The organism is Herbidospora mongoliensis, from assembly GCF_001570545.1.
Lineage (GTDB): Bacteria > Actinomycetota > Actinomycetes > Streptosporangiales > Streptosporangiaceae > Herbidospora > Herbidospora mongoliensis.
This window is the reverse complement of record NZ_BBXD01000008.1, coordinates 106,542-130,491: the sequence shown is the minus strand read 5'-3', so window position 1 is coordinate 130,491 and position 23,950 is coordinate 106,542. Positions and strand designations below refer to the sequence as shown.

Annotated in this window: 26 protein-coding genes and 1 riboswitch; of the genes, 9 read left to right on the top strand and 17 right to left on the bottom strand. The window is 69.1% G+C overall.

Annotated elements, in window-relative coordinates; all coding sequences use genetic code 11:
* Positions 1–28: 28 nt before the first annotated feature.
* Complete coding sequence (locus tag AW272_RS44730) at positions 29–709, bottom strand: GAF domain-containing sensor histidine kinase (RefSeq protein ID WP_066360029.1); 681 nt, start codon at positions 707–709, stop codon at positions 29–31.
* 514 nt (positions 710–1,223) lie between these two features.
* Here AW272_RS44730 and AW272_RS00690 point away from each other — a divergent pair.
* Positions 1,224–2,069, top strand: coding sequence for an acetate--CoA ligase family protein (locus AW272_RS00690; RefSeq protein WP_083957784.1), 846 nt, complete (start codon positions 1,224–1,226; stop codon positions 2,067–2,069).
* 27 nt (positions 2,070–2,096) lie between these two features.
* Here AW272_RS00690 and AW272_RS41615 read toward each other — a convergent pair whose 3' ends face one another.
* The 3 genes from AW272_RS41615 to AW272_RS00675 all read right to left on the bottom strand — a co-directional run bounded on the left by AW272_RS41615 (position 2,097) and on the right by AW272_RS00675 (position 5,724).
* Entirely contained in the window at positions 2,097–2,333 is a 237-nt protein-coding gene (locus tag AW272_RS41615; RefSeq protein ID WP_066360026.1) for a hypothetical protein, read from the bottom strand.
* 116 nt (positions 2,334–2,449) lie between these two features.
* Positions 2,450–3,445: a ribonucleotide-diphosphate reductase subunit beta gene (locus AW272_RS00680; protein WP_066360024.1), complete on the bottom strand. Its 996-nt coding sequence runs from the start codon at positions 3,443–3,445 to the stop codon at positions 2,450–2,452.
* On the bottom strand, positions 3,445–5,724 hold the full coding sequence (locus AW272_RS00675; RefSeq protein WP_066360023.1) for a ribonucleoside-diphosphate reductase subunit alpha: 2,280 nt from the start codon (positions 5,722–5,724) through the stop codon (positions 3,445–3,447). Before AW272_RS00675 ends, AW272_RS00680 begins: the two co-directional genes overlap by 1 nt.
* 77 nt (positions 5,725–5,801) lie before the next feature.
* Positions 5,802–6,017: riboswitch (cobalamin riboswitch) on the bottom strand.
* A gap of 101 nt (positions 6,018–6,118) precedes the next feature.
* On the opposite strand from AW272_RS00675, the gene AW272_RS00670 reads away from it, so the two are divergent.
* Positions 6,119–6,898 carry an MBL fold metallo-hydrolase gene (locus AW272_RS00670; RefSeq protein WP_157518086.1) on the top strand — a complete coding sequence of 260 codons (780 nt, stop codon included), beginning with the start codon at positions 6,119–6,121 and terminating at the stop codon, positions 6,896–6,898.
* Here the strand turns inward: AW272_RS00670 and AW272_RS00665 are convergent.
* Positions 6,872–7,450 (bottom strand): TetR/AcrR family transcriptional regulator, encoded by a 579-nt coding sequence (locus tag AW272_RS00665; RefSeq protein WP_066360021.1) that lies wholly within the window; start codon positions 7,448–7,450, stop codon positions 6,872–6,874. The genes AW272_RS00670 and AW272_RS00665 overlap by 27 nt on opposite strands.
* Before the next feature lie 79 nt (positions 7,451–7,529).
* On the opposite strand from AW272_RS00665, the gene AW272_RS00660 reads away from it, so the two are divergent.
* Together AW272_RS00660 and AW272_RS00655 are read left to right on the top strand one after the other, a co-directional pair.
* Positions 7,530–8,369 carry an SDR family NAD(P)-dependent oxidoreductase gene (locus AW272_RS00660; protein ID WP_066360016.1) on the top strand — a complete coding sequence of 280 codons (840 nt, stop codon included), beginning with the start codon at positions 7,530–7,532 and terminating at the stop codon, positions 8,367–8,369.
* 247 nt (positions 8,370–8,616) lie between these two features.
* On the top strand, positions 8,617–11,067 hold the full coding sequence (locus AW272_RS00655) for a DUF8508 domain-containing protein (protein ID WP_245657151.1): 2,451 nt from the start codon (positions 8,617–8,619) through the stop codon (positions 11,065–11,067).
* A 68-nt stretch (positions 11,068–11,135) separates the two neighbouring features.
* Here AW272_RS00655 and AW272_RS00650 read toward each other — a convergent pair whose 3' ends face one another.
* Together AW272_RS00650 and AW272_RS00645 are read right to left on the bottom strand one after the other, a co-directional pair.
* Positions 11,136–12,218: an aldo/keto reductase gene (locus AW272_RS00650; RefSeq protein ID WP_066360013.1), complete on the bottom strand. Its 1,083-nt coding sequence runs from the start codon at positions 12,216–12,218 to the stop codon at positions 11,136–11,138.
* Between the two features lie 88 nt (positions 12,219–12,306).
* On the bottom strand, positions 12,307–12,762 hold the full coding sequence (locus AW272_RS00645) for a nitroreductase family deazaflavin-dependent oxidoreductase (protein ID WP_066360011.1): 456 nt from the start codon (positions 12,760–12,762) through the stop codon (positions 12,307–12,309).
* A gap of 71 nt (positions 12,763–12,833) precedes the next feature.
* Here AW272_RS00645 and AW272_RS00640 point away from each other — a divergent pair, with 71 nt between their 5' ends.
* Positions 12,834–13,250: a MarR family winged helix-turn-helix transcriptional regulator gene (locus AW272_RS00640; protein WP_066360009.1), complete on the top strand. Its 417-nt coding sequence runs from the start codon at positions 12,834–12,836 to the stop codon at positions 13,248–13,250.
* Between the two features lie 4 nt (positions 13,251–13,254).
* On the opposite strand, the gene AW272_RS00635 is transcribed toward AW272_RS00640, so the two are convergent.
* Genes AW272_RS00635 through AW272_RS00620 form a run of 4 tightly spaced genes read right to left on the bottom strand, consistent with a single transcriptional unit; the run spans position 13,255 to position 16,362 of the window.
* Positions 13,255–13,740, bottom strand: a complete 486-nt coding sequence (locus tag AW272_RS00635; protein ID WP_066360006.1) for a protein-tyrosine phosphatase family protein — start codon at positions 13,738–13,740, stop codon at positions 13,255–13,257.
* 53 nt (positions 13,741–13,793) lie between these two features.
* On the bottom strand, positions 13,794–14,324 hold the full coding sequence (locus AW272_RS00630; RefSeq protein WP_157518083.1) for a hypothetical protein: 531 nt from the start codon (positions 14,322–14,324) through the stop codon (positions 13,794–13,796).
* Positions 14,321–15,688 carry an ATP-binding protein gene (locus AW272_RS00625; RefSeq protein WP_245657150.1) on the bottom strand — a complete coding sequence of 456 codons (1,368 nt, stop codon included), beginning with the start codon at positions 15,686–15,688 and terminating at the stop codon, positions 14,321–14,323. Before AW272_RS00625 ends, AW272_RS00630 begins: the two co-directional genes overlap by 4 nt.
* Complete coding sequence (locus AW272_RS00620; protein ID WP_066359998.1) at positions 15,685–16,362, bottom strand: response regulator; 678 nt, start codon at positions 16,360–16,362, stop codon at positions 15,685–15,687. Before AW272_RS00620 ends, AW272_RS00625 begins: the two co-directional genes overlap by 4 nt.
* Positions 16,363–16,493: 131 nt before the next feature.
* Here AW272_RS00620 and AW272_RS44720 point away from each other — a divergent pair, with 131 nt between their 5' ends.
* Together AW272_RS44720 and AW272_RS40190 are read left to right on the top strand one after the other, a co-directional pair.
* Positions 16,494–16,817, top strand: a complete 324-nt coding sequence (locus AW272_RS44720) for a hypothetical protein (protein WP_066359996.1) — start codon at positions 16,494–16,496, stop codon at positions 16,815–16,817.
* Positions 16,814–17,530, top strand: a complete 717-nt coding sequence (locus AW272_RS40190) for a class F sortase (protein ID WP_083957783.1) — start codon at positions 16,814–16,816, stop codon at positions 17,528–17,530. The genes AW272_RS44720 and AW272_RS40190 overlap by 4 nt, the downstream gene beginning before the upstream one ends.
* On the opposite strand, the gene AW272_RS00605 is transcribed toward AW272_RS40190, so the two are convergent.
* From AW272_RS00605 to AW272_RS00590, 4 genes are read right to left on the bottom strand one after another with little or no spacing between them, the layout of a single operon-like run.
* Positions 17,445–17,774, bottom strand: a complete 330-nt coding sequence (locus tag AW272_RS00605) for an ArsR/SmtB family transcription factor (protein ID WP_066359993.1) — start codon at positions 17,772–17,774, stop codon at positions 17,445–17,447. The two genes, AW272_RS40190 and AW272_RS00605, sit on opposite strands and share 86 nt — an antisense overlap.
* The gene (locus AW272_RS00600) at positions 17,767–18,195 is read right to left on the bottom strand and encodes an SRPBCC domain-containing protein (RefSeq protein WP_066359992.1); all 429 of its coding nucleotides are present in this window, start codon (positions 18,193–18,195) and stop codon (positions 17,767–17,769) included. The genes AW272_RS00605 and AW272_RS00600 overlap by 8 nt, the downstream gene beginning before the upstream one ends.
* Positions 18,196–18,237: 42 nt before the next feature.
* Complete coding sequence (locus AW272_RS00595; RefSeq protein ID WP_066359991.1) at positions 18,238–18,792, bottom strand: dihydrofolate reductase family protein; 555 nt, start codon at positions 18,790–18,792, stop codon at positions 18,238–18,240.
* Between the two features lie 13 nt (positions 18,793–18,805).
* The gene (locus AW272_RS00590) at positions 18,806–20,002 is read right to left on the bottom strand and encodes an MFS transporter (RefSeq protein ID WP_066359989.1); all 1,197 of its coding nucleotides are present in this window, start codon (positions 20,000–20,002) and stop codon (positions 18,806–18,808) included.
* 87 nt (positions 20,003–20,089) lie between these two features.
* On the opposite strand from AW272_RS00590, the gene AW272_RS41610 reads away from it, so the two are divergent.
* Positions 20,090–20,665 carry a CGNR zinc finger domain-containing protein gene (locus AW272_RS41610; RefSeq protein ID WP_066359987.1) on the top strand — a complete coding sequence of 192 codons (576 nt, stop codon included), beginning with the start codon at positions 20,090–20,092 and terminating at the stop codon, positions 20,663–20,665.
* 9 nt (positions 20,666–20,674) lie between these two features.
* On the opposite strand, the gene AW272_RS00580 is transcribed toward AW272_RS41610, so the two are convergent.
* The gene (locus AW272_RS00580; protein WP_066359985.1) at positions 20,675–21,628 is read right to left on the bottom strand and encodes a helix-turn-helix transcriptional regulator; all 954 of its coding nucleotides are present in this window, start codon (positions 21,626–21,628) and stop codon (positions 20,675–20,677) included.
* 61 nt (positions 21,629–21,689) lie between these two features.
* Between AW272_RS00580 and AW272_RS00575 the strand changes: the two genes are divergently transcribed.
* The gene (locus tag AW272_RS00575; protein ID WP_066359982.1) at positions 21,690–22,193 is read left to right on the top strand and encodes a DinB family protein; all 504 of its coding nucleotides are present in this window, start codon (positions 21,690–21,692) and stop codon (positions 22,191–22,193) included.
* A 9-nt stretch (positions 22,194–22,202) separates the two neighbouring features.
* Here the strand turns inward: AW272_RS00575 and AW272_RS45895 are convergent, their stop codons facing one another.
* Complete coding sequence (locus AW272_RS45895; RefSeq protein WP_083957779.1) at positions 22,203–23,903, bottom strand: cellulase family glycosylhydrolase; 1,701 nt, start codon at positions 23,901–23,903, stop codon at positions 22,203–22,205.
* Positions 23,904–23,950 lie beyond the last annotated feature (47 nt).

Below are 23,950 nucleotides of genomic sequence, written 5' to 3'. Positions count from 1 at the left end.
CGGCCGTGGCTCGCGCTTCGAATCTGCCTCAATGAACTGGCACGCTCCAGCGCAACCGGGTGTTCCAGCCGTCGGCCGCGCCGATCGTGAAGGACCCGCCCAGCAGCGTCGCCCGCTCTTCGAGGTTGCGCAGACCGCTGCGGCGGCCCTCCGGGGGGACGCCGACGCCGTCGTCCTGGACGATCAGGGTCAGTTTGCCGCCCGTCACCTCGGCCACCACTTCGGCCCGGGTGGCTTTCGCATGGCGTACAAGATTGGAAAGGGCCTCGCGCAGGACGGCGAGCAGCTGCTCGGCGACCGCGTCGCCCACGGCGTTGTCGAGCCAGCCCTCCATCCGCAGGCCGGGCATGAAGCCCAGGTGACCCCGGGCGCCCTCGACCAGTTCGACGATGTGGGCGCGCAGGTCTTTGGCGATGCGGTGGCGGTCTTCCAGCAGGCCAAGGCGCTCGGCGTCTTCCCGGGCCTCGGCCAGCTCCAGCGCGATCGAGGCCTGGTCGGCGAACGCGCTCAGCATGCGCAGCAGCGACGGCGTGAAGGGCAACCGGCCCGGCCGCTTGCCGATCTCCAGCACCGCGCGCACCGAACCCTCCCGGCCCAGCGGGATCGACGCCGACTGCGCCGATTCGTCGTCGACCAGAGCGGTCACGTCGCCGTCGGCGATCTCGGTGCCGTTGCCGAAGCGCAGCACCGCGACGTCGGCGTCGGTCATCTCGCGGGCCCGGCCGACGACGTGGGGGCGGGAAGCCGTAGGAGTCGGGGTGGTCGGAGATCCGCGCCATCCGCAGCGGAACCGGCTCCTTGATGAGCAGCCCGAGCAGCCCCAGGCCGTGGGGCCAGTGTTCGATCCTGGCGATCTCCGTCTCGCTCAGCCCGACCGGGATGAACTCCAGCAGCGTGGACTCCTCGCCCACCACGCCGAGCGCGCCGTAGGTCGCGTCGACCAGCCGGGCGGCGGTCTCCACGATCCGGCCGAGCACGATCTCCAGCTGGAGGTCGCTGCCGATGAGGACCACGGCTTCGAGGAGCGCGTGGACCCGATCACGGGTTGGCCAGCACCGCCTCGAGCCGCGTCTGGAGCTCGGCGAGCAGCTCGTCCAGGCGCATGCTGGGGACCAGGGGGTGGGCCATGGCGACATTCTGCTACCAAGCGGTGTGACTTTGGTCCCATCGGGGTGAGTCATCCGGCCCTACTTCGTGAATCTTGACGCCGCCAGCATGTTGGCGTGGATTCCATTCCTGGTGAGGTGGCCGTGCTGTCACGGTCGGAGGCGGTCCTGGCCGCGCTCGTCGACGTGCTGCCGGTGTGTTCATACGTCCGGGCCGACGACGCCGAGATGCTGACCCACTGGGGAGACGATCCGGTCACGACCGTCATCGTCGTCGACTCCCTGGGGGACCCTAGAGAGTTTTCGCAGGTGGCGGCGCAGGTCAGCCGACGCAAGCCGATCGTGGTCTTCACACCCGCCGGGATCACGCCCGAACTGGCCGCCCTCGCCCGCGCCACCGGCGTGATCCTGGTCGACGGGCTGCGCGACCTGGTCGACACGGTCCGGCTGCTGGCCTACCAGCCGCTTCCGGCCGGCCGCCGGGTGGCCATCAGCGGGGACGTGCTGAACGCGCCCGAGTGGCTCCCGGTGTCCGACGATCCGGCCGCGCACGAACTGGTTCACGACACGGCCCGGCTGCTCGCCCACTTCGGGATCACCCTCGACTCCGGCGGCGGGGTGGAGATGGTCGTACGGGGCGTCAACGACCCCGTGACCGGGCCTCTCGTGGTGCTGGACTACGGCGGGGTCGTCGCGGATCTGGCCGGGGACCGTTCCTATCGGGTCCCGCCGCTGGGGCCGGACGCCGCCGCCGAGATGATCACCGACCTGCGCTGTTCTCCGCTTCTGTACGGCTACCGCGACCATCCCCGCGCCGACACGACCGCCTTGGGCGACCTGCTGGCGAAAGTCGGGCGCCTGGTCGCGACCCTTCCCGAGGTGACCTCGGTGGACCTGTCACCGGTGACGGTGTCGCCGAGCGGGGTCACGGTCGCCGGCGCCCGCATGAGTGTGCGCGGCTGACAGAGGCCGCGCACACTTCCGACCACCTCAGTGGTGGTGGTTGTTGTGGTGGTTGTTGTGGTGATGGTTGTTGTGGTGCTTCTTGTGATGGTGGTCGTTGTGATGGCCATGAGGCGGGTCATGATGTGACGTCGCCACCACGGGCGTCGTGCCGGTCGGCAGCGCAGCCGCACCGGCCGACGCCGACGTGGCCACCGGACCGAGCACCAAGGCGCCGGCTCCGACGAACCCCGCGCAGACCGCCGCCGCTCTCCTCTTGTCCATGAGGATCTCCTTTGGCATAGCCGTACTTCCATCGTGACCACGCCCGTCACACGGATGTCGAGGGAGGACGGCCCGGAATGGGGCCCGGTGGTGCGGGTCTTTAAGCCCCGCTTATGTCAGAAGTCGGCGTCGAAGCTGACCGTGCCGGTGACGCCCACCTGGTAGGCCGAGACCTTGCGCTCGAAGAAGTTGGCCAGCTCCTGGACGTCCTGGAGCTCCATGAAGGCGAAGGGGTTCTTCGAGCCGTACAGGGGCGGGATGCCGAGCTGCGCGAGGCGGCGGTCGGCGACGTGTTCCAGGTAGCGGCGCATGTCTGTGGGCGACATGCCGGACACGCCCTGGTTGAGCAGGTCCTCGGCGAACTGGGCCTCGCACTCGACGGCCTCGGCGAGCATGTCCTTCACCTGGGCCACGAGCTTGTCGTCGAACAGGTCGGGCTCTTCCGCGCGGGCGACCTCGACGACGTCGAAGGCGAACGCCATGTGCATCGACTCGTCGCGGAACACCCAGTTCGTGCCCGAGGCCAGGCCGTTCAGCAGCCCACGGGAGCGCAGGAAGTAGACGTACGCGAAGGCTCCGTAGAAGAACAGGCCCTCGATGCAGGCGGCGAAGCAGATGAGGTTGAGCAGGAAGGCGCGGCGGTCGTCCTTCGTCTCCAACGTCTTGAGGTCGCCGAGGGAGTCGATCCACCGGAAGCAGAACTCCGCCTTGCGGCTGATCGACGGGATGTTCTCCACGGCGGCGAAGGCCGCGAAGCGCTCCTGCTCGTCGGGGACGTAGGTGTCGAGCAGGTTCAGATAGAACTGCACGTGCACGGCCTCTTCGAAGAGCTGCCGCGACAGGTAGAGCCGCGCTTCGGGGGCGTTGACGTGCTGGTAGAGGTTGAGCACCAGGTTGTTGGCGACGATCGTGTCACCCGTGGCGAAGAAGGCCACCAGGCGCGACACCAGGTGGCGCTCCGCCTCGGAGAGTTTGCCCAGGTCGGCCAGGTCGGAGTGGAGGTCGATCTCCTCGACGGTCCAGGTGTTCTTGATGGCGTCGCGGTAGCGCTCGAAGAACGCCGGGTAGCGCATCGGGCGCAGGGTCAGGCTCATGCCGGGGTCGAGCAGCATCACTGGCACGCCTCACAGGATTCGGGGTTCTCCAGGGAGCAGGCCTCGGCCGCGGTGAGCACCGGGACGGTGGCCTGCTGGATGCGCGTCGCGGGGCGCGAGCGCAGGTAATAGGTGGTCTTGAGGCCCGACTTCCAGGCGTACAGGTACATCGACGACAGCTTGTCGATGGTCGGGCTGGCCATGAACAGGTTGAGCGACTGGCTCTGGTCGATGTACGGCGCCCTCGCGGCCCCCATGTCGATCAGGGCCCGCTGGGGCAACTCCCAGGCGGTGCGGAACAGGCTGCGCACGTCGTCGGGAAGTTCGTTCAGACCCTGGACCGAGCCCTCGGCCTGGCGGATGGCGGTGCGGACGGGTTCCGTCCACAGGCCACGGGCCTTGAGCTCGTCGACGAGGGCGTTGTTGATCTGGAGGAACTCGCCGCTCAGCGTCTCGCGCTTGAACAGGTTCGAGACCTGGGGCTCCACACACTCGTAGCAGCCGGCGATGGAGGCGATGGTCGCCGTGGGGGCGATGGCGATCAGGAGCGAGTTGCGCAGGCCGTGCTCGGCGATCTTCTTCCGGAGCTCGGTCCATTGCGGGCTGAGGCCGTGCAGGTCGGGCTGGAGCCGGCCGCGGGCCGCCCAGGTCTCCTGGTAGGCCGGATGCGGGCCGTGCACCGCCGCGAGGTCGGCCGAGGTGTCGAGGGCGGCCAGGTAGATCTCCTCGGAGATCTTGGTGGACAGCTCCCGTGCCGCCGGGGAGTCGAAGGACAGCTTCAGCGCGAAGAAGACGTCCTGGAGGCCCATCAGGCCGAGGCCGACCGGGCGCCAGCGGGGGTTGCTCGCCGCGGCCTGCTCGGTCGGGTAGTAGTTGATGTCGATCACGCGGTCGAGGAAGACCACGGCCGTCCTCACCGTCTGGCGGAGCTTGTCCCAGTCGATCCCGCTCTCGCTGAGGTGCGCGGCCAGGTTGATGGAGCCCAGGTTGCAGACCGCGGTCTCCTCGTCGCTGGACACCTCGATGATCTCGGTGCACAGGTTCGACAGGTGCACCACGTTCTGCGGCTCGGCGGCCTGGTTGCAGGTGCGGTTGGCGATGTCCTTGAAGGTCATCCAGCCGTTGCCGGTCTGGGCCAGGGTGCGCATCATCTTGGCGTAGAGGTCGCGGGCGCGGATCTGGCGTACCGCACGGCCGTCTTCCTCCGCCTGCCGATAGACCTCGTCGAACGCGTCGCCCCACAGGTCGGGCAGTTCGGGCAGGTCGTTCGGGTCGAACAGGGACCACATCTGGTCGGCCTCGACGCGGCGCATGAACTCGTCGGGGATCCAGTTGGCCAGGTTCAGGTTGTGGGCGCGGCGGGCGTCCTCGCCGGTGTTGTCCTTGAGCTCCAGGAACTCCTCGACGTCGGGGTGCCACGGCTCCAGGTAGACGCAGGCCGCGCCCTTGCGGCGGCCGCCCTGGTTGACGGCGGCCACGGAGGCGTCGAGGGTGCGCAGGAACGGGACGATCCCGTTGGAGTGGCCGTTGGTGCCCTTGATCAGGGCGCCCCGGGAGCGGACCCGGGACCAGGAGATGCCGATGCCGCCGGCGAACTTCGACAGGTGGGCGACCTGGGAGTACCGCTCGTAGATCGAGCCGAGCTCGTCGCGCGGTGAGTCGACCAGGTAGCACGACGACATCTGGGTGTGCCCGGTGCCGGAGTTGAACAGCGTCGGCGAGCTGGGCAGATAGGCCAGCGACGACATCAGGCGGTAGAGCTCGACGGCCTCGTCGGACGTCTGGGCCAGGCCACAGGCCACCCGGAGCAGCCAGAACTGCGGGGTCTCGACGGGGAGCCGGGTCTGGGGGTGGCGGAGCAGGTAGCGGTCGTACACGGTCCGGAGGCCGAAGTATTCGAAGCGGTGATCGTTGATCGGGTCGATCACGGCGTCGAGCAGGTCGGCGTGGTCGGCCACGAAGGCGGCGGTGGGGTCGCCGATCAGGCCGAGGGCGTGGCCTTCCTTGATCGACCGGCTGAACGAGTCGGCGTTCACTTCCTTCTGGATGTACGCCGCCAGCAGCCGTGCGGCCAGCCGGGAGTACTGCGGCTCCTCGCCGATCATCTCGGCGGCGGTCTGGATCGACAGACGGTCGAGTTCGGCGGTGGTGGCGCCGTCGTACAGGCCGCTGATGGTCCTGGTGGCGACCCGGAGCGGCTCGACGTCGGCGAGCCCGCCGGAACAGCCTTCGACCGCACGCACGATCCTGGTCACGTCGACCGGTTCGAGTGATCCGTCGCGCTTCTTGATGCGCATTCCCGTGCTCGTCCTCTCCTCGCGAACTCACCGAGGCGCGCGGGCACGAGGGCACCGGGCGGGGCCGTCCCACGCGGCCTCGGACCAAAGCGTTGGCAGGTCTTCGGACTCGTGGGCGTGCTCTGTTCAAGCGCCTACCGGCCGTCGCTTCCCAGACCTCTCGACAGGCCCAGTGCTTCAATGACGGCTTTCGTTCCCACTCACCGCTGCGGGGCAGTCCCGGATTCCCACCGGGTTCCCTCTTGCGACGCCCCGACTGGCAGTCGAGGCGAACCAACGCGTGGGACACCATATCTGGGATCGAACTCGGCTGTCACATCAACATGTGGTGCCCGATTGCGCTAGGAGTGACCCCGCCCGAGCGCGCCTGGGCGGGTGTGCGCAGGATGGGATGATGGAGTCCGAACGGAAAACCTGCACCGTACGGCTGGTCGGCGGGCCCACCGCGCTGCTGGAGATCGGCGGTCTCCGACTGCTCACCGATCCGGCCTTCGACGGGCCCGGACCGATCGCCAGCGGCACCCGCACGCTCATCAAAACCGCCGGTCCGGCCGTCTCGCTGGAGGAACTGGGCGATCTCGACATCATCCTGCTCTCCCATGATCAGCACGCCGACAACCTCGACATCTCGGGCCGGGCCCTACTCGACGAGGTGCCCGAGGTCCTCACCACACCCGAGGCCGCCGAGCGGCTCGGCGAGGACATCACCGGGCTGCGATCGTGGCAGCACCAGACCTTCGAACGGCCCGACGGCGGCTCGCTCCGCATCACCTGGGTGCCGGCCCAGCACGGCCCGCCGGGCACGGAAGATCTCACCGGGACGGTGACGGGTTTCGTGCTGACCGCCTTCGATCTACCGGCGATCTATGTGAGCGGGGACAACGCCTCACTCGACGTGACCCACGAGATCACCGAACGCCTGGGCCCGATGGACGCCGGCATCTTCTTCGCGGGGGCCGCCAGAACCCCGATGCTCGACGGCTTCCTCACCCTGACGGCCGAGGAGGTCGTCGAGGCGACGTTGATCACAGGCGCGGAAGTGGTGATCCCCGTCCACATGGAAGGCTGGCAACATTTCACCGAAGGCCCGGCCGACCTGTACGACGCCTTCCAGAAATACGAGCTCGATGACCGGCTGGTGCTGCTGTCACCCGGTGATTCCGTCAGCTTCTAGCGTTTCCACGTATGCCCGCACCGCCGCGATCACCGCTGCGCGGTGGCGGGCTCGTCGTGCGTCGTCGTGGGGGGCGCCCAGGGTGCGGATGGCGGGCGGGGTGATGCTCCACGCCTGGGCCACCGCCAGCGCGATCATGAGGGCGTCCATGCCGCGTTCGGCGTCCAGGCCCAGGGCCTCGGACACCTCCGCCGACTTGCTCAGGTGGGCGGCCAGTTCGGCGTCGGAGGCGTCGGGGTGTTCCAGGGCCTTCCACTGGGTCAGCCGCAGCAGGCCCGGGTCTTCGGCGAAGCGGTCGAACAGGCGGGCGGCGTAGTCGGGCAGGTCGGCCGGGGTGAAGGGGACGATGTCGGCCAGGACCCGCAGGCGGGCGTCGAGGACCGCGTCGAACAGGGCGTCCTTGGAGCCGAAGTAGGCGTAGATGGCCTGTTTGTTGGCCTCGGCGGCGGTCGCGATGCGGTCGACCCGCGCGCCGGCCAGGCCGCGTCCGACGAACTCGTCGTAGGCGGCGTCGAGCAGGCGGGCGCGGGTCGCGGCGGAGTCGTAGGCCATCACCTCGACGATCCTAAACCAACTGGTTGGTTTCTGTGATTAACTAAACCATCCAGTTGGTTTACTTAGGAGATCGATCATGCGTGCTGTCGTGACCGGCGGAGCTTCCGGCATCGGCTACGAAACCGCCCTCGGCCTGGCCCGGGCCGGGGCCGAGGTGACCATCGCGGTGCGGAATCCGGAGAGCGGGCTGGTCGCCGCCGAGCGCATCCGCGAGGCGACCGGGTGGAAGGTCGCGGTCGGGCGGCTCGATCTGGCCGACCTCGCGTCGGTGCGGGAGTTCGTCTCCGGCTGGGACGGGCCGCTCGATGTGCTGGTGAACAACGCGGGGATCATGGCGCTGCCGGAGCTCACGCGTACCGGAGAAGGGTGGGAACTGCAGTTCGCCACCAACCATGTCGGGCACGCCGCACTGACCATCGGGCTGCGGCCCGCCATGCCCGACGGGGGCAGGATCGTGGTGGTCGCCTCCGCCGCGCACCTGATGTCGCCGGTGCACTTCGACGACCTCCACTTCGAGCGGCGGGCCTACGACCCGTGGCAGGCCTACGCGCAGTCGAAGACGGCCAACATCCTGTTCGCCGTGGGGGCGGCCCGGCGGTGGCCCGGTCTGTTCGTCAACGCCGCGCATCCGGGCGGCATCATGACCAACCTCCAGCGGCACCTGGACGACGCCCAGCTCACCTTCGTCGGGGCGAAAGACGAGCAGGGCAATGTCCTGGAGGTGCCGCCGGGGTGGAAGACGCCCGAGCAGGGCGCGTCGACCTCGTTGTTGCTGGCCCTGGGGGCGGTCGGGGTCACCGGGCGCTACTTCGCCGACGATCGGGAGGTGCCGGTGGGTCCTTCGCTGGCCGACTACGCGGTTGATCCGGCGCAGGCGGACCGGCTATGGGAAGAGACGGCTCGCCTGCTCGGTTAGTCAGAGTTTGGCGTTCATTCACACGCGTTCTTGTCCGGTGGGGCGGGGACACTTCACTGGGATTGTCGGCAAGCCGTATCCGCGCGGGGTCAAACCGTTGTTTTCGCACGTCGCAAGGCCTGCGAAGTGAAACGTCACGGAAAGAAACGGAGAACTCCTCGGGAGTAGCAGAATGTGCCATTTCCAAGCGATATCGGCTGGCACCATGCTCTCTGGAGAACACTGTCCTGAGGAGGAGCACTCACCCGTGGCAAAACCCAGAGCACGCCGGCTGATCACGGCGGCCGGTCTGTCGTCGTTAATGCTCGCGGCATCGCTGAGCACCCTTCCCGCCGCGAACGCGCTGTCCACCGACGTCGTCATCTCCGGCGTCTACGGCGGCGGTGGCAACTCGGGTGCGGCGTTCAAGAACGACTACATCGAGCTGGCGAACCGTACCGGCAGCCCGATCGACGTGTCCGGTTGGAGCGTTCAATACGCCTCCGCCGCCGGTGTCGTCTTCCAGATGACGAACCTGTCTGGATCGATCCCGGCCAACGGCCGTTACCTGATTCGCCAGGCGCAGGGCGCCGGTGGCACCCTCGACCTGCCGACCCCCGACGCCACGGGCACGATCCCGATGTCGGGCACCTCCGGTGTCGTCGCGCTGGTCACCGCGCAGATCCCGCTGGTCGGCTGCGGCACCAGCTGCGCCACCGCGCCGAACGTCAAGGACCTCGTCGGATACGGCGCCACCGCCAACGTCGAGACCCTCGCGGCCCCCGGCCTCAGCAACACGACGGCCAACGCCCGCAGCGGCGCGCTGGTCGACACGGACAACAACTCCGTCGACTTCACCTCCGGCGTGCCGAAGGCCACCAACACGGCCGGCGTCACGGTCTCCGCCGCCGGTGACCCCGAGGACCCAGAGGACCCGACCCCCGGCACCACCCGGATCCACGACATCCAGGGCTCTGGGCGGATCTCCCCGATCGTCGGCACGAACGTCACCAACGTGCCCGGCATCGTCACCGCCGTCCGCATCACCGGCAGCTCGCGCGGCTACTGGATGCAGGACCCCTCGGTCGACGCCGACCCGCTGACCAGTGAGGGCATCTTCGTCTTCACCGGCACGACCACCCCTGCGGTCGTCGCCGGCGACTCGGTCCTGGCCTCCGGCCGCGTCACCGAATACCGCCCCGCCACCGGCTCGCAGTCGCTGACCGAGCTGGGCGGCACCATCAACACCATCAAGCTGACCGGCGGCAACGCGCTCCCCGCGCCGGTGCCCGTCAGCCTGCCCGCCGTCTACACCAAGACGGGCGCCCTTGAGGCGCAGCCGCTCGAGCCGTCCTCCTACGTCCTCGACTACTTCGAGGTCCACGAGGGCATGCGGATGACCGTTGCCCAGAGCACCAAGCTGGTCAGCCCGGTCAACACCGAGTTCGGCGAGCTCTGGGTGACCTTCACCCCGAGCCACAACCCGACCCCGCGCGGCGGCCACATCTACCTCGACTACGCCGACAACAACGCCGGCCGCTTCTTCATCCAGTCGCTGCTCGGCGCCCCCGCCGCCAACGTCGGTTCGACGCTGGCCGCCGGCACCACCGGTGTCATGGACTACCAGTCGTTCGGCGGCTACACCCTTCAGGCCACCGAGCTCGGCGCCATCACCGAGGGCGGCCTCAAGCGCCAGAAGGTGACCCCGGCCAAGAAGGCCGGCGACCTGTCGATCGCGACGTACAACGTCGAGAACCTCACCGTCGCCGACTCGGCCGCCAAGTATCAGCGCCTCGCCGAGGCCGTCGTCACCAACCTCGGCACCCCCGACATCCTGGCCCTCGAAGAGATCCAGGACAACAACGGCACCGGCACCGGCGTCGTCGCGGCCGACCAGACGATGGCGAAGTTCATCGCCGCGATCGTCGCGGCCGGCGGCCCGACCTACGACTGGCGCTCGATCGACCCCAACGAGGGCACCGACGGTGGCGCCCCCGGCGGCAACATCCGCCAGGTCTTCCTGTTCAACCCGGCCCGCACCACCTTCGTGGACCGTCCGGGCGGCGACGCCAACACCGCGGTGACCGTGCTGCGCGAGCGCCCGACGAGCAACCAGGTCTACCTGTCGGCCTCCCCCGGCCGCATCAACCCCGGCAGCAGCGTCTGGGCCTCCAGCCGCAAGCCGCTCGTGGGTGAGTTCCTGTACGACGGCAACAAGCAGCTCTTCGTCGTCGCCAACCACTTCAACAGCAAGGGCGGCGACCACCCGCACTCCGCGGCCATCCAGCCCCCGAACCGGACCTCCGAGGTCCAGCGCATCGGCCAGGCGACCGAGGTCCGCAACTTCATCGCCGACCTGGCGGCCAAGTCGGGCGGCACCGCCCGCGCGGTCGTGCTCGGCGACATCAACGACTACCAGTTCAGCCCGACCCTGGCCACGCTGACCGACAACGGTTCGCTGCTCAAGGCGCTGATCAACGACCTGCCCGCAGGTGAGCGCTACAGCTACATCTTCGACGGCAACTCGCAGACGCTGGACCACATCCTGATCAGCCCGAACATCAAGGGCTACTCGTACGGCGTGGTCCACATCAACGCCGAGTTCTCCGACCAGGCCTCCGACCACGACCCGCAGATCCTGCGGATCCTGACCGGTTGCGGCTCCGAGCCCCTGCCCGAGCGCTGCCGCCCGGGCAGCCCGGTCGTGGACGTCGAGTAACACCCTTTCAGCAAGGAGAAAGCGCCCGTCCTCTTCCCCGGGGGACGGGCGCTTTTCGTGTACGTCGGTCAATAGCGCACGGAGCTCTGGAGCAGGGGCGGGTAGACGTTCGAGGATTCGCCGTCGACCGTGGCTCCGGCGAACTGGAGCATCGCGCGGGTCTCGCCGTTGACCGCCGCCGGGTAGCCCAGTGTGGGGGCCGAGACCTCGTCCAGGACTCTGATCTGTTCGGGGGTCAGGGCCACGTCCAAGCCCGCGAGGTTGCTCTCCAAGTGCTCGACCTTGCGGGCGCCCACGATCGGCACCACGGTGCCCGGCCGGGCGCGGAGCCAGGCCAGCGCGACCGCTGCCGACGACGCGCCGGCCTCGTCGGCGACCGAGGCCAGCGTGTCGATGACGCGGTACTCCTCCTCGGTCGGGCCGCCCACGTAGCTCGTGCGGGCCGAGTCGGTGACCTCGGTGCCGCGGCGGTACTTACCGGACAGGAAGCCGTTCTTCAGCGGGCTCCACGGCGTCAGCGCCAGGCCCTGGTCCAGGGCCAGTGGGGCGACCTCGCCCTCCACTGTGCGGGCCAGCAGTGAGTATTCGACCTGCAGGGCGATCAACGGGGTCCAGCCTCGGAGCAGCGCCATGGTCTGGGCCTGGGCGGTCACCCACGCCGGAGTGTTGGAGAAGCCGATGTAGCGGATCTTCCCGGCCCGCACCAGGTCGTCGAGGGTGCGCATCGTCTCGGCCAGAGGGGTGTTGCGGTCCCAGTTGTGGAGCCAGTAGAGGTCCAGGTAGTCGGTCTGGAGTCGCCGCAGCGTCTCGTGGAGCTGGGCGATGATCGAGCCTCGGCCGGCGCCGCCGCCGTTCGGGTCGCCGGGGTACATGTTGCCGAAGAACTTCGAGGCCACGACCGTGTGGCCGCGCAGGCCGGGACGGGCCGCGAAGTAGTCGCCGAGGATCTTCTCCGAGTGGCCGTTGCTGTAGAAGTTGGCGGTGTCGACGAAGTTCCCGCCCCGGTCGAGGTAGGTCCCGAGGATCTTCTCCGACTCCGCCACGTCACACCCGGCCGAGCCGGGGTCGTCGCCGAACGTCATCGCTCCGAGGGCGAAGGGGCTGACCCGGAGGCCGGACCTTCCGAGGGTCACATAGTGGTCGAGCGGCATAATCGTGTTCCTTTCGTCTCCCTTCAATAGAAGCGCTGATCAGGGTGTTCACGGTAGCCGAATCCGATCGACCTCTTGCACGATCCTGCTACGGGCGGGATTTCAGGCGGATGACCGGCAGCTCCCGATCGGTCTTCTCCTGGTATTCGGCGAACCTGGGCGCCTTGGCGACGATCTCCCGCCAGGCCTGCTCGCGTTCGGTTCCGTGCAGCTGGTCGGCGGTGACGTCGAAGGTCTTGCCGTCCAGCTCGATGCGGACCTGGTCGGGGTGTGCGCCGAGGTTGTAGTACCAGGCCGGGTTGCCGGGGGCGCCCGCCGCCGAGGCGACGATCAGCCACGTTCCGTCGGGGCCGGGGAACCAGCCGACGGGGGTGGTGCGTGGCTGGCCGGTCTTGCGGCCGACGGTGGTCAGGACCAGGGCGTTGAAGCCGCCGAAGGCGCCGCGCTTGCGGATGCGCCGGGCCATCAGGGAGTTGAACCAGACGAGGAGGCGGCCGGCGGGCTGGCGGCTGCCGCGGGTGCCGGCCGGGGTGTCGAAGGTCATGGGCTACCTCGATAGTTAATGGCGCGTACTGTACGCGGCGCTAACTATATGCAGCATGTACCGTTGTGTCCATGAACGACGTCGCCGGCGGGCTGGTGCGGCTCTCCGGGCTGGTGCAGGGCCTGTACACGCGTGTCTCACAGCGTCACGATCTGACCCCCGTCCAGGCCAAGCTGCTCTGTGTCCTGCTGGAAGGGCCGCGGGGGATGGCCGAACTGGCCGGTTACTTCAGCGTCGAGAAGGCGGCCCTGACGGGGCTGATGGATCGGGCCGAGAAGCGCGGGCTGGCGCGGCGCACGCCGGTGCCGGGCGACCGGCGGGCGCTGACGGTGACGCTGACCGAGGAAGGGCACCGGGCGGCGACGGCCTTCTACACCGACGTCCACGCCGAACTGGAAGCTCTCGTCGGGTCCCTGACGCCCGAGGGGCGCAAGCATTTCGAGCAGGCGATGGGCGAGATCATCGAGCGCTGCGGTGGGGGCTGCTGAGCCCTCATTCGTCGCGGATCTGGGCCAGTCCTGTCGTCAGGTACTCCACGAAATGGCTGTTGTGCAGGGCGAAGAGTGATCTCCGGGAGCGGATGAGGTCGATCGCGTCGTCCAGGGCGTAACCGAGAAGGAGAAGGGTCTGGGCCACCACCAGACCCGAGCGGTTGTAGCCCGCCCTGCACCGGACGAGAACCCGCAGGTCGGAGCGGATCGCCTCGGCGGCGAAGCCGGCCATCGTCACGACCGTGCCGACCTCCACCGACGTGAGCCGGCCGTCGGGGACGTGGCAGACGTGGTGGGGGATCGAGCCGCTCGGGCCGTGGCCGTCGAGGCGGATCATGCTGACGACCACGTCGAACTCGTCGGCCACGACCACCGGCAACAGTCCTTCGGACAGGCCGTCGCGGAAATGGCCGCCCATGAACAATCCGGGGATGATTTCGTGCCACGGTTCTTCGGCATACGGTACGCCGGTGAATCTGTAATCCATGGGCACCTCGCTCAGCGGCTCAACGCCCATTCTGCCGGGTGATACCTGATGAATCATTCGGCCGCGCGCGGAAATTCCGAACACCGGAACGACCCGAAATTCTCCCTCTCACGCCGCACCTCGACCCTGACCGCGTCGGGGTCGATGTTCGACTGCGCCGCCAGTGCGGCGGCGGCCGTGCAGGTGAGCTGGCCGAGCCACAACAGGCGGTCCCGCTGCGCGGCGATGGTCTCCCGGGGGACGGGCATCGGCGCCGCGGACGACGTGGGCGCCTCGACGGCGATCCGCACCTTGGCGTCGTCCGAGGTGACCTTCCCCAGGGTGCCGATCCAGCTTTCGAGTTCGGTGCCGAGGCCGAGTTGTTGTTCCTGCCTGCTGGGGCCGTCGACCAGGAGGTTCAGCGTCTCTTTCAGCGACGGCCACGGCATGGGCCGGGTCGCCGCCTTCAGCCGCTGACCCGACACGAAATAGAGCCGCATGCTGGGCTGGAATCCGCTCCCGGGTTCACCGCCGTCCTGTACGCCCGTCGGGCTGATGCCACAACCGGCTAGGAGAACCAACAGCAACAGGATTCTGAGTCTCATCGTGGCTCCCGGGGCAACGTGAGCCTGAACAGCGCGCCTCCGGCCGGTGGGTTGCTGACCTCGATCGTGCCCCCGTGGAGGCGGGCGTTCTCCAGCGCGATGGACAGGCCGAGGCCGCTGCCGTCTGATCTGGTGCGGGCGGTGTCGGCTTTGGAGAAGCGGTCGAAAACGTGCGGGAGCAGGTCGGGGTCCACACCGGGACCGGCGTCGGCGACCTCGATGACCATGCCCTCTTTCAACGTGATGGTCACCGGCTGGGCGCCGTGGCGCAACGCGTTTCCCACCAGGTTGGCCATGATGACGTCGAACCGGCGCGGGTCCAGCCGGATGCGCACGCCCGCCTCGATGTCCACCGTCACGTCCGACGTCCATCCCCGGGTACGCAGACACGCCGCCACCGCCTCCGCGATGTCCACGTCGTCCACGACGAGCCCGACGGCGCCCGCGTCGAATCTGGAGATCTCCATGAGGTCCTCCACGAGCTTCACCAGCCGTCCGACCTCGAGGTTCAGCAGCCGCGCCGCCTGCGGCAGGTCGCCATCGAGCCGGTCGGCCTCCTCCTCGAAGACGTCGGACATGGCGAGGATCGACGCCAGCGGGGTGCGCAGTTCGTGGGACACGTCGGCGACGAACCGGCGCGCGTTGCCCACGCTCGTCTCCAGGGCGGCGGCGGTGGCGTTGAAGGTCTGCACGAGACGGGCCAGTTCATCTCGTCCGGTCGCCTTCAACCGGGTGTCGAGTTCCCCGGCGCCCAGTCTGCGGGCGGCGCGGTCGAGTTCACGTACCGGCCTCAGCACACCACCGGCGGCGACCAGCGCGAACAGCACGGCCAGTAGCAGCACCGGCAGGACGCCGTTCCGGGCGGCGGCGACCAGCGCCTCCTGGTCGGCGGCCTCGGCGTCGAGCGAGGCCACCAGGTAGACCTCGACGCCGGAGGGTGTCCCCTCCCGGCGGAGCAGCACCGGCGTGCCCACCACCAGGTAGGGAGCACCTTGGAACACCACCCGCTGGTAGACCAGGCGCTGCTCAGCGGCGATGCGTCGCCGCAGGTCAGAGCCGATCGGCTCGGTTCCGTCACCGGAGGCGACCAGGCCCGAGTCGCCGTAGACGGCCGCTCCGACGGCTTCCAGGAACGCGGGGGCGACGCCGTTGGCCAATTGCTGGAGCGCCGCCCGCGAAGGCGGGTGCTGCATGTTCTCGGTCAGGGTCGAGACCCGCAGGCGGAACTCGTTGACGACCGACCATTCCGTGCGGGTCAGCATGAGGTCGCGGGCCTGCTTGTAGACCAGTCCGGCCGCGGTCAGCGCGCTCAGACCGGCGAGCACCGCGAAGACGACGACCAGCCGGGCCCGCAGCCCTCTCACAGTGGACCGAATCGGTATCCGAATCCGCGCACGGTCTGCACGTAGCGTGGCTGCGGCGGAGTGTCCTCGATCTTGGTACGCAGCCTCTGCACGCACGCGTCCACCAGCCGCGAGTCGCCGAGGAAGTCCAGGTCCCAGACCGATTCCAGGAGCTGCTGACGGCTGAACACCTGCCCGGGAGAGGCCGACAGCTCCAGCAGCAAACGCAGCTCCAGCGGGGGCAGCGTGATGGACGTCCCCCCTTTGAAAACCGTCAGCGAGCCCCGGTCGATCACCAGGTCGCCGTACGTCTCCGGCCCGCCGCCAGAAGGGGCCGCCCAGCGGCGCAGTACCGCGCGGATGCGGGCCTCCAGCACGCGCGGACGCACGGGTTTCACCACGTAGTCGTCGGCACCCGCCTCCAGGCCGCTGACCACGTCGAGGTCGTCGCCCCTCGCGGTCAGCATGACGATCGGCAGGTGGCCGCCCGCCCGGATCCGCCGGCAGACCTCGAAACCGTCGAGGCCGGGCAGCATCAGGTCGAGCACGACGATGTCCGTCGTCGTTTCGCGAAGCCGTTGCAGCCCCTCTTCGCCGGTCCGCGCCGTGTCGACCTCGTGGCCGTGACGGCTGAGGGAAAGGCGCAGTCCTTCGCGGACGGACTGGTCGTCCTCGATGAGCATCACCCTGGCCACGGGTCCCAGTATGTGGCTTGATCAGCACCTTCTCGGTCAAAAGCGACGTTCATTACACGCTCATGACATTCCGCTCATGGCCCGCGCACATCGCCTTGCCACGATCACCCCGACCCGTTCAAGGAGGATGTATGCGATTCGTTCTGACCGCCACCGGCCTCGTCATCGCCGCGCTGACCTTCGCCGCCCCGGCGGCCGCATCACCGTCACCCGTACCGGCCGAGACGACCGCGGACTCGCCGGCTCCGGCGCCCGTACCGAGCCAGCGGTCCCGGGCCGCGGCGTCGCCGGCGCCCGTGCCGGCCGAGAGCCAGGTCCGCCGCCCGGTGCCCGACGGCGCGCCGCAGACGGGTGGCGGACCTTCGGGCGACGCGCTGGTTCCGGTCGGCGGGGCCCTTCTCGTGGCGGGGGCCGCGACGGGCCTCATCGCACTGCGCCGCCGCACGTCCGCGTGACCCGCGGGGTCCCCGGCCCGGCGGCCGTCACTGTTCGCGGGGTTCTCGGACTTGCGGCCGTCACCCTCACCGTGGCCGGGGCCCTGCTCGCGTGCGGCGCCTTCCCCTCCGGGGAGACGCCGCCCGCACCGCCGCCGGCCGAGGCGGTCGCCGTGCCTTCGCCGGCTGAGCCCGCCCAGGTTGGTATGCCCAGGTCACGGCCTGTTCGGCTCGATGTCGAGAGCATCGGCGTCCACGTGGATCTGACCATGCTGACCCTCAACCCCGACGGCACCGTGCAGGTGCCGCCGGTGCCCGAGGAGGCCGGTTGGTACGAACCCGGTTACGCCCCCGGTGAGCCGGGTTCGGCGGTGATCCTCGGGCATGTCGACGGCGAAGGGCAGCACGGGGTCTTCTACGACCTCGGCCGGATGCGGCGGGGCGAGACCGTCGACGTCACCCGCGCCGACGGCCGGCGCGCCCGGTTCACGGTCACCTCGGTGGAGCGGGTGCCCAAGGACCGCTTCCCCGCCCAGGAGGTGTACGGCCCCTCGAAGCACCCTCAACTGAGGCTGGTGACCTGCGGCGGAACCTTCGACGAGCGCACCGGCCACTACCGCGACAACGTGATCGTCACAGCCAGGCTCGTCACTCCAGGTGGGCCCGCAACGCCGCCAGCGGGCCGTCCCAGTCACGGGCCATCGCGGCCAGGAACTGCTGCGCCACCTGCATAGGCCCGGTCTGCACCCGGTAGCGCACCCGGCGGCGTTCGCCCGGTTCGGCCAGCACGAGCCCCGCGTCGCCGAGCAGCGCGAGGTGTTTGGCGATGCCCTGCCGGGTGATCGGCAGCCAGGCGGCCAGGTCGGTCGCGGTGGCCGGCCCCCGCTCGGCCAGGGCGGCCAGGATGGCCCGCCGGTTCGGGTCGGCCAGCGCCGTGAAAACGGCCTCGGCGACCGACTCGGGCGACTCGTCAGCCATGGAGATAGGCGACCAGCTCGTCGAGCTCGGACTTCCAGCCTGCGGTGTTGCCCTCGTAGGCCTTGGCGTGCTCGTCGGTGTCGAGCTGGGCGAACCCGGTCTCGACGACGGTCAGGGTGGTGGCCGCGGCGTCGGGCGCGAGGGTGAACTCGACGTAGGTGCGGCGCGGGTCGCCTTCGGGCAGGCCGTAGACCGGCCACGAGTAGGCGAAGACGCTCTCCGGGTCGAGCCGCTCGATCCGCAGCCGGGCCGAGTCACCGCTCTTCCAGCTCAGCGTGACCGTGCCGCCCACCTTCACCTCGCCTTCTGCGCTCTCGCCGAACCAGGTGCCGAGCCCTTCGGCGGTCGTGATGGCCGCCCAGACCCGCTCCTGCGGGCGGTCGATGCGGACGGTGCGCTCGATGCGATTCGGGAATCCCATGGGACTTCCTCCTTGTGTGGCAACCAGTTGGTTGCCATTAATCTATAGCAACCGATTGGTTGCGTCAAGGGGCCGGAAGCGCACGTTCACGACCTGGTCGGGCTGAAGCCGGATCGGCACCCCACCCGGGTTGTCGTAGAGCCGGATGCCGTCGCCCAGCAGCACCGGCGCGATGTGCAGGTCGATCTCGTCGATGAGACCCAGTTCGAGCAACTGCCGCCCGATCGACGGCGAGAAGATCTCGACGTTCTTCCCCCCGGCCGCCTCCTTCGCGATCTGGACGGCGTCGGCGACGTCGCAGTCGAGGAAGGTCACCCCTTCCTCCGTCCGGGCGTCTTCGGGGTGGTGGGTGAGGACGAAGAGCGCCCCCTCCCAGGCGCCGCCGTAGGGCCGGACACCGGGCGGGGTGGCGTCCCAGCCGTCGCGCCCGCCGATGACGGCGCCGGTGGTCTCGACGTATTCCTCGACCAGGCCCGGACGGGACGTGCCGGTCATCCAGTCCATCGAGTGCCCGGGGCCCGCCACGAATCCGTCGACGGACATGGTGAAGTGCCAGAGCACCTTGCCGTTCGCCGTCTGCGGTTCGGTGTCGGTCATGGGGATCTCCTTCTTAGACGTCACCCCTGACACTTTCCGAAAGATCGGTCCGTAACGCGTAGGGCACGAAAGCCGCCAGCACCGCCAGCGATATGACGGTGGCCAGCACGAACACCGTCCGCACGCCCCAGAGTTCGGCCGCGACCCCGGCCAGGGCGGCGCTGACCGGGATGACGCCCCAGCTGATCATCCGGGACGCGGCGTAGATGCGTCCCAGCAGGTCGGGCGGGGACAGGTTCTGCCGGATCGTGGCGACGAGGATGCGCCAGACGCTCGACCCGGCGCCCGCGACGACCGCCCCCGCCGCCACCGCCCAGACCGGGGCGTCGAGCGCGACCGGCGCGACGAGCAGAACCGTGCCGACGGCATCGGCGATGAGCAGTCTCGTCACGCCGAACCTTTCCCGCAGCCGTTCGACCACGGCCGACGCGATCAGCCCGCCAACGGCCATGCCGGTGAGGATCAGTCCGTATTGGGCGGGGGTGAGGCCGAGGGGGCCGGGAGTGATGGCGTACACGACGAAAAGGGCTGTGGAGACGGCCCACGGGATGTTCATCGCGGCCGTGAAAAGGGTCAGCGTGCGCACGACCGGCTGCCGCCACAGGTGCCGGAACCCGGCGATGACCTTGGTGTTCCCGCCGGTCGCCGGGGTCTGCCGCAGGGCCATCAGGGCGAGTCCCGCGACGGCCAGGGCGTAGAGACCCGCGCTCAGCCCGGTCGCCAGCACGAGGCTGACCGCCGCCAGCAGGCCCGCGAGAGGCGGGCCGACGAGCTGGTTGGTGAGGTTGATGGTCGCCTCGATGCGGGCGTTAGCCCGGTTCCTGCCTTTCTGGTCGACGACCAGCGGGATCGTCGAGGTCAGCGCGGTGTCGACCAGCGTCTCCGCCACGCCGAGCAGGATCGCGGCGACGATCAGCCCTGCCATCGACAGGTTCCCGGTGAAGAAGGCGACGCTGACGGCGGCCAGCAGCGCCGCCCTGAGCACGTTGACCCCGCTGAGCAGCAGCCGCCGGTCGACGCGGTCGACGATCCAGCCGGCGTGCAGGCCGAAGACCGGCCAGGCGAGCGTGAGCGCGGCGGTGACCGCCGCCACCCCTCCCGGTGACGCGCCGAGGCCGAGCGCGAGCAGCGGCAGGACGAACAGGGCGATGCCGTCACCGAGGTTGGCCGCGCCGGTGCCGAACCACAGGGCGTTGAACGATCGACCCATCCGATTCTCACCTTTCAAAGGCATTTGATCGGTCATAGCGTGCGGTCTGATGCTCTTACCTGTCAACGGTGTTTTAATGGTGAGATGATGGAGGTCGAGCTGGTCGGCAACGCGTTCTGCCTGGACTTCACGAACACGGTCAACGCGCGCCCGGTGGCCCGGCGAGACTGGCTCAGCACGCCGGAAGAGGCGCTGACCTGGGCGGCAGCAACCGGGCATCCGCTGCAGCAGATCGGCGATCCGGCGGAAGACAGTGCGCCCGAAACCCGCGACCTTCGCGATCTGGCTGCGGCCCGTGAGTTCCGCGAAACGGTGTTCCGGGTCTTCCAGCCCGTGGCCCACGGAGGCTCCGCACCTCAGGAGGGCCTCGACCGGATCCTCGCCGTCTATGGAGAGGGCGTCACCCAGGGGCATCTGAGCGGGCAAGACGGAAATTTCCGGCTGGAATGGGCACCGCCGCGCACGGTCAGGGTCCTAATGTGGGAGGCCGCCACCTCGGCGATGGAGCTTCTCACCCACGGGCCGCTCGATCGGCTCGGCGAGTGCCCGTCGTGCTGCTGGCTGTTCCTGGACGTCAGCAAGAACCGCCGACGACGCTGGTGCAGCATGACCACCTGCGGCAGCCGCGACAAATCACGCCGCTACTACTCGGGCAAGGGATAGCAGCCTCCGCTAGGCCCGCTGGAAGCGCGCTCCCCACTCCCGCAGCTGTTCGGCCAGCTCAGGCGGATGCACGACCCGGAACTCCACCCCCACGCTCCCCAGCGCCATCGTCGGCCAGTCGAGTGAGTTGGTCGTCATCACCATCCGGCACCGCCCGGCGTCGATCTCCTCGACCGTGCACCACCGCCCGATCCGCTCCCGCACGACCTCGGCCGGGGCCTCGATCAGCGCCTCGACCTCATGAGGCTTCGGCGCGCTCTCCAGCCCGGCCTTCACGAACGCGGCCGCGTCCGAGGCGGGCAACTCCCTGGGCCGGAACCGGGTGCCGGTCTTCTCCGGCGCGGTCATCCGGTCGACGCGGAAGCTGCGCCAGTCGTGCCTGGTCAGGTCGTAGGCCACGAGATACCAGCGAAACCCGGTGCAGACGAGCCGGTGCGGCTCGGTCAGCCGGTCGGACTCGCGGCCGTCGGCGGCGGTGTAGGCGAAGCTGAGTTGTTCCTGGTCGCGGCAGGCCAGGGCGACCGCCGTCAGGATGTCGGGGTCGATGCCCGCCCGGGGTGAGCCGCTCCATCCGCTCGGCACGGTCATCGTGCGCAGCGCCTCGACCCGGTGCCGCAACCGGGCCGGCATGACCTGGACGACCTTCGCGAGCACCCGTACCGACGACTCCGCGATCCCTTCCACGGCGCCCTGCGCGGCGGCCTGGAGCCCCACGGCCAGGGCGACCGCCTCCTCGTCGTCGATCACCAGCGGTGGCAGGGCCGCTCCGGCGGCGAGCTGGTAGCCGCCGTCGACGCCGCGCTGCGACTCGACCGGATAGCCCAGCTCGCGCAGCCGGTCGACGTCGCGGCGCAGGGTCCGGACCGACACGCCGAGCCGGTCGGCCAGCTCGCCGCCGAGCCAGTAGCGGCGGGCCTGGAGCAGGGAGAGCAGCCGCAGGGTCCGGTTGCTGGTGTTCGCCATGGTTCGATTCTGGTCGTCATAGAGGACAGGAAGTGACCCCTATTGGCGACAAGCTGGATTCATGGACGAACGAAACGACCTCCTCGCGACCCTGGCCAAGCACCGCGGCCTCCTCCGCTACACCACCCAGAACCTGACTGACGAGCAGGCCGGTCAGCGGACCACGGTGAGTGAGCTGTGCCTGGGCGGCCTGGTCAAGCACGTCACCTCGGTCGAGCGCGGCTGGGCCGAGTTCATCGTGGAGGGCCCGAAGGCCATGGGTGACTTCACCGACATGACCGAGGCCGACTGGCAGCGCCGGGCCGACGAGTTCCGCATGCTGCCGGGCGACACCCTCGAAGGGGTGCTGGCCGAATACGAGAAGGTCGGGCGGCAGACCGACGAGTTGGTCGCCGGCCTGCCCGACCTGAACGCGACCCAGCCGCTGCCGAAGGCCCCGTGGAACCAGGAGGACAGCTGGACGGCCCGGCGAGTGCTGCTGCACATCATCGCCGAGACCGCCCAGCACGCCGGTCATGCCGACATCATTCGCGAAGCCGTCGACGGTCAGAAATCCATGGGCTGACCGCGACGGTCAGAAGTCGTCGGCGGTACGAATGCGGTCACGCACCCATACCCCTGCCTCCTTCAACCGGCTGGTGCCCGTGTACGGCCCGGTCCCGCAGGTCCCGCTGGTGAACACGGCGCCCGTGCGGTTGTCGTCGGAGTAGTTCCAGTTGACCCAGCTGACCTTCTTCTGGGCCATCAGGTCGATGTACTGCTGCGACCGGCTGAAGTTGTTCGGCCCGTCACCCGAGGCCTCCTGGGTGCCGAACTCCGACACGAACATCGGCAGCAGGTCGGCGGCCCGCGACAGGGCGTTCAGGTACTGGGTGCCGTGCGAGGCGGCGTAGAAGTGGAACGTGTACATGATGTTGGTGCCGGTGACCGGGTTGGCGCGGATCGTGTCCGTCTGGTCGCCGGGGCCGGAGACGCCGAGCGACGACCAGTCGGGGGTGCCGACCAGGATCGGCGCGTCGGGGTCGTTCGCACGGATCGTCGGGACGAGCTGGTTGGCGTAGTTGCGGATGACCGACCAGGTGACGCCGCTGCCGTTGGGCTCGTTGGCGATTTCGTACAGGACGTTCTTCTTGGCGTTGTGCCGCTGGGTGATCTCGGTGAAGAACGTCCGGGCCCTGGTCAGGTTGTAGTTGGGGTCACCTGGGGTGAGCATGTGCCAGTCGACGATGGCGTACATGCCGCGGGCGCTCGCCAGCTCGATGAGGCTGTGGACGCGGTCGGTGTAGAGACGCGGGTTGGTCTCGTAGCCGCCCTCCTGGATGTACATGGAGATCCGCAGGACGTCGGCCTTCCAGTCGGTGGCCAGGGCGTCGAGCGAGGCGGTGTTGAGACACTGGTTGTACCACTGGATGCCGTGGCTGCTCATGCCCCTGAGCTGGATCTGCTTGCCGTTCTCGTTGCAGAGCTTGGTGCCGCAGACGCTCAGCTGACCGTTGGCCGCCACCGGGGTCCCGCCGCCGGTTCCTCCGGTGGTCTGGACGGTGATCGCGCTGCTGGTCGCCGAGCGGTTGCCTGCGGCGTCCCTGGCCCGGACCGTGTACTGGTAGGACGTGCTCGCGGTCAGTCCCGTGTCGGTGTGGGTGGTCCCGGTGGCGGTGGCCACCTGGGTGCCGTTGCGCAGCACCTCGTAGCCGGTCACAGCGACGTTGTCGGTGGAGGCGTTCCAGGCGAGCGACACGCTGGTGGCGTTGGCGCCGGTGGAGCGCAGGCTGCCCGGCACGCTCGGCGCGGTGGTGTCACCGCCTGTCGGCGTCTCGCCGTAGACCTCGAACTCCCAGAGGGAGTAGCCCCACACGGTGCCGCGGGCGGTGCCGTACACGCGGACATAACGACCTGTCCCTGAGATCGTCAGGTCGTCCGTCGCGCCGTTGCCGGTCGTGGTGGAGTAGGCGGTGGACCAGGTCCCGCCGTCGGGAGAGATCTCGATCCGGTACGCCGAGGCGTAGGCCGCCTCCCAGGTCAGCTTGACGCGGGAGAGTGAGTAACTGGCGCCGAGGTCGACCCTGATCCACTGCGGGTCGACGCCTTCGGTGGAGGCCCAGCGGGTGGCGGTGTTACCGTCGACCGCCTTACCCGCCTCCAGGCCGGTCGCTTCTATGGACGAGGCGGTGGCCGGTTTCCCGGCGGAGATGAGGACGGGAGCCGCCTGGGCCGGCGAGCTGACCGTGGTCAGGCCGGTCAGGATCAGCAGGGCGACGAGCGTGCTACGTAACATAGGCGCTCCTTGAGGAGTAGTTAGGAAGGTTTCCTAACTTGACGTGG

Bases quoted from the DNA above. Each gene is read 5' to 3' on its own strand.
- AW272_RS44730 (WP_066360029.1), bottom strand. From the start codon at position 709: ATGACCGACGCCGACGTCGCGGTGCTGCGCTTCGGCAACGGCACCGAG.
- AW272_RS41615 (WP_066360026.1), bottom strand. From the start codon at position 2,333: ATGGACAAGAGGAGAGCGGCGGCGGTCTGCGCGGGGTTCGTCGGAGCC.
- AW272_RS00680 (WP_066360024.1), bottom strand. From the start codon at position 3,445: ATGCTGCTCGACCCCGGCATGAGCCTGACCCTGCGCCCGATGCGCTAC.
- AW272_RS00675 (WP_066360023.1), bottom strand. From the start codon at position 5,724: ATGCGCATCAAGAAGCGCGACGGATCACTCGAACCGGTCGACGTGACC.
- AW272_RS00670 (WP_157518086.1), top strand. From the start codon at position 6,119: ATGGAGTCCGAACGGAAAACCTGCACCGTACGGCTGGTCGGCGGGCCC.
- AW272_RS00665 (WP_066360021.1), bottom strand. From the start codon at position 7,450: ATGGCCTACGACTCCGCCGCGACCCGCGCCCGCCTGCTCGACGCCGCC.
- AW272_RS00660 (WP_066360016.1), top strand. From the start codon at position 7,530: ATGCGTGCTGTCGTGACCGGCGGAGCTTCCGGCATCGGCTACGAAACC.
- AW272_RS00650 (WP_066360013.1), bottom strand. From the start codon at position 12,218: ATGCCGCTCGACCACTATGTGACCCTCGGAAGGTCCGGCCTCCGGGTC.
- AW272_RS00645 (WP_066360011.1), bottom strand. From the start codon at position 12,762: ATGACCTTCGACACCCCGGCCGGCACCCGCGGCAGCCGCCAGCCCGCC.
- AW272_RS00640 (WP_066360009.1), top strand. From the start codon at position 12,834: ATGAACGACGTCGCCGGCGGGCTGGTGCGGCTCTCCGGGCTGGTGCAG.
- AW272_RS00635 (WP_066360006.1), bottom strand. From the start codon at position 13,740: ATGGATTACAGATTCACCGGCGTACCGTATGCCGAAGAACCGTGGCAC.
- AW272_RS00630 (WP_157518083.1), bottom strand. From the start codon at position 14,324: ATGAGACTCAGAATCCTGTTGCTGTTGGTTCTCCTAGCCGGTTGTGGC.
- AW272_RS44720 (WP_066359996.1), top strand. From the start codon at position 16,494: ATGCGATTCGTTCTGACCGCCACCGGCCTCGTCATCGCCGCGCTGACC.
- AW272_RS00605 (WP_066359993.1), bottom strand. From the start codon at position 17,774: ATGGCTGACGAGTCGCCCGAGTCGGTCGCCGAGGCCGTTTTCACGGCG.
- AW272_RS00600 (WP_066359992.1), bottom strand. From the start codon at position 18,195: ATGGGATTCCCGAATCGCATCGAGCGCACCGTCCGCATCGACCGCCCG.
- AW272_RS00595 (WP_066359991.1), bottom strand. From the start codon at position 18,792: ATGACCGACACCGAACCGCAGACGGCGAACGGCAAGGTGCTCTGGCAC.
- AW272_RS00590 (WP_066359989.1), bottom strand. From the start codon at position 20,002: ATGGGTCGATCGTTCAACGCCCTGTGGTTCGGCACCGGCGCGGCCAAC.
- AW272_RS41610 (WP_066359987.1), top strand. From the start codon at position 20,090: ATGGAGGTCGAGCTGGTCGGCAACGCGTTCTGCCTGGACTTCACGAAC.
- AW272_RS00580 (WP_066359985.1), bottom strand. From the start codon at position 21,628: ATGGCGAACACCAGCAACCGGACCCTGCGGCTGCTCTCCCTGCTCCAG.
- AW272_RS00575 (WP_066359982.1), top strand. From the start codon at position 21,690: ATGGACGAACGAAACGACCTCCTCGCGACCCTGGCCAAGCACCGCGGC.
- AW272_RS45895 (WP_083957779.1), bottom strand. From the start codon at position 23,903: ATGTTACGTAGCACGCTCGTCGCCCTGCTGATCCTGACCGGCCTGACC.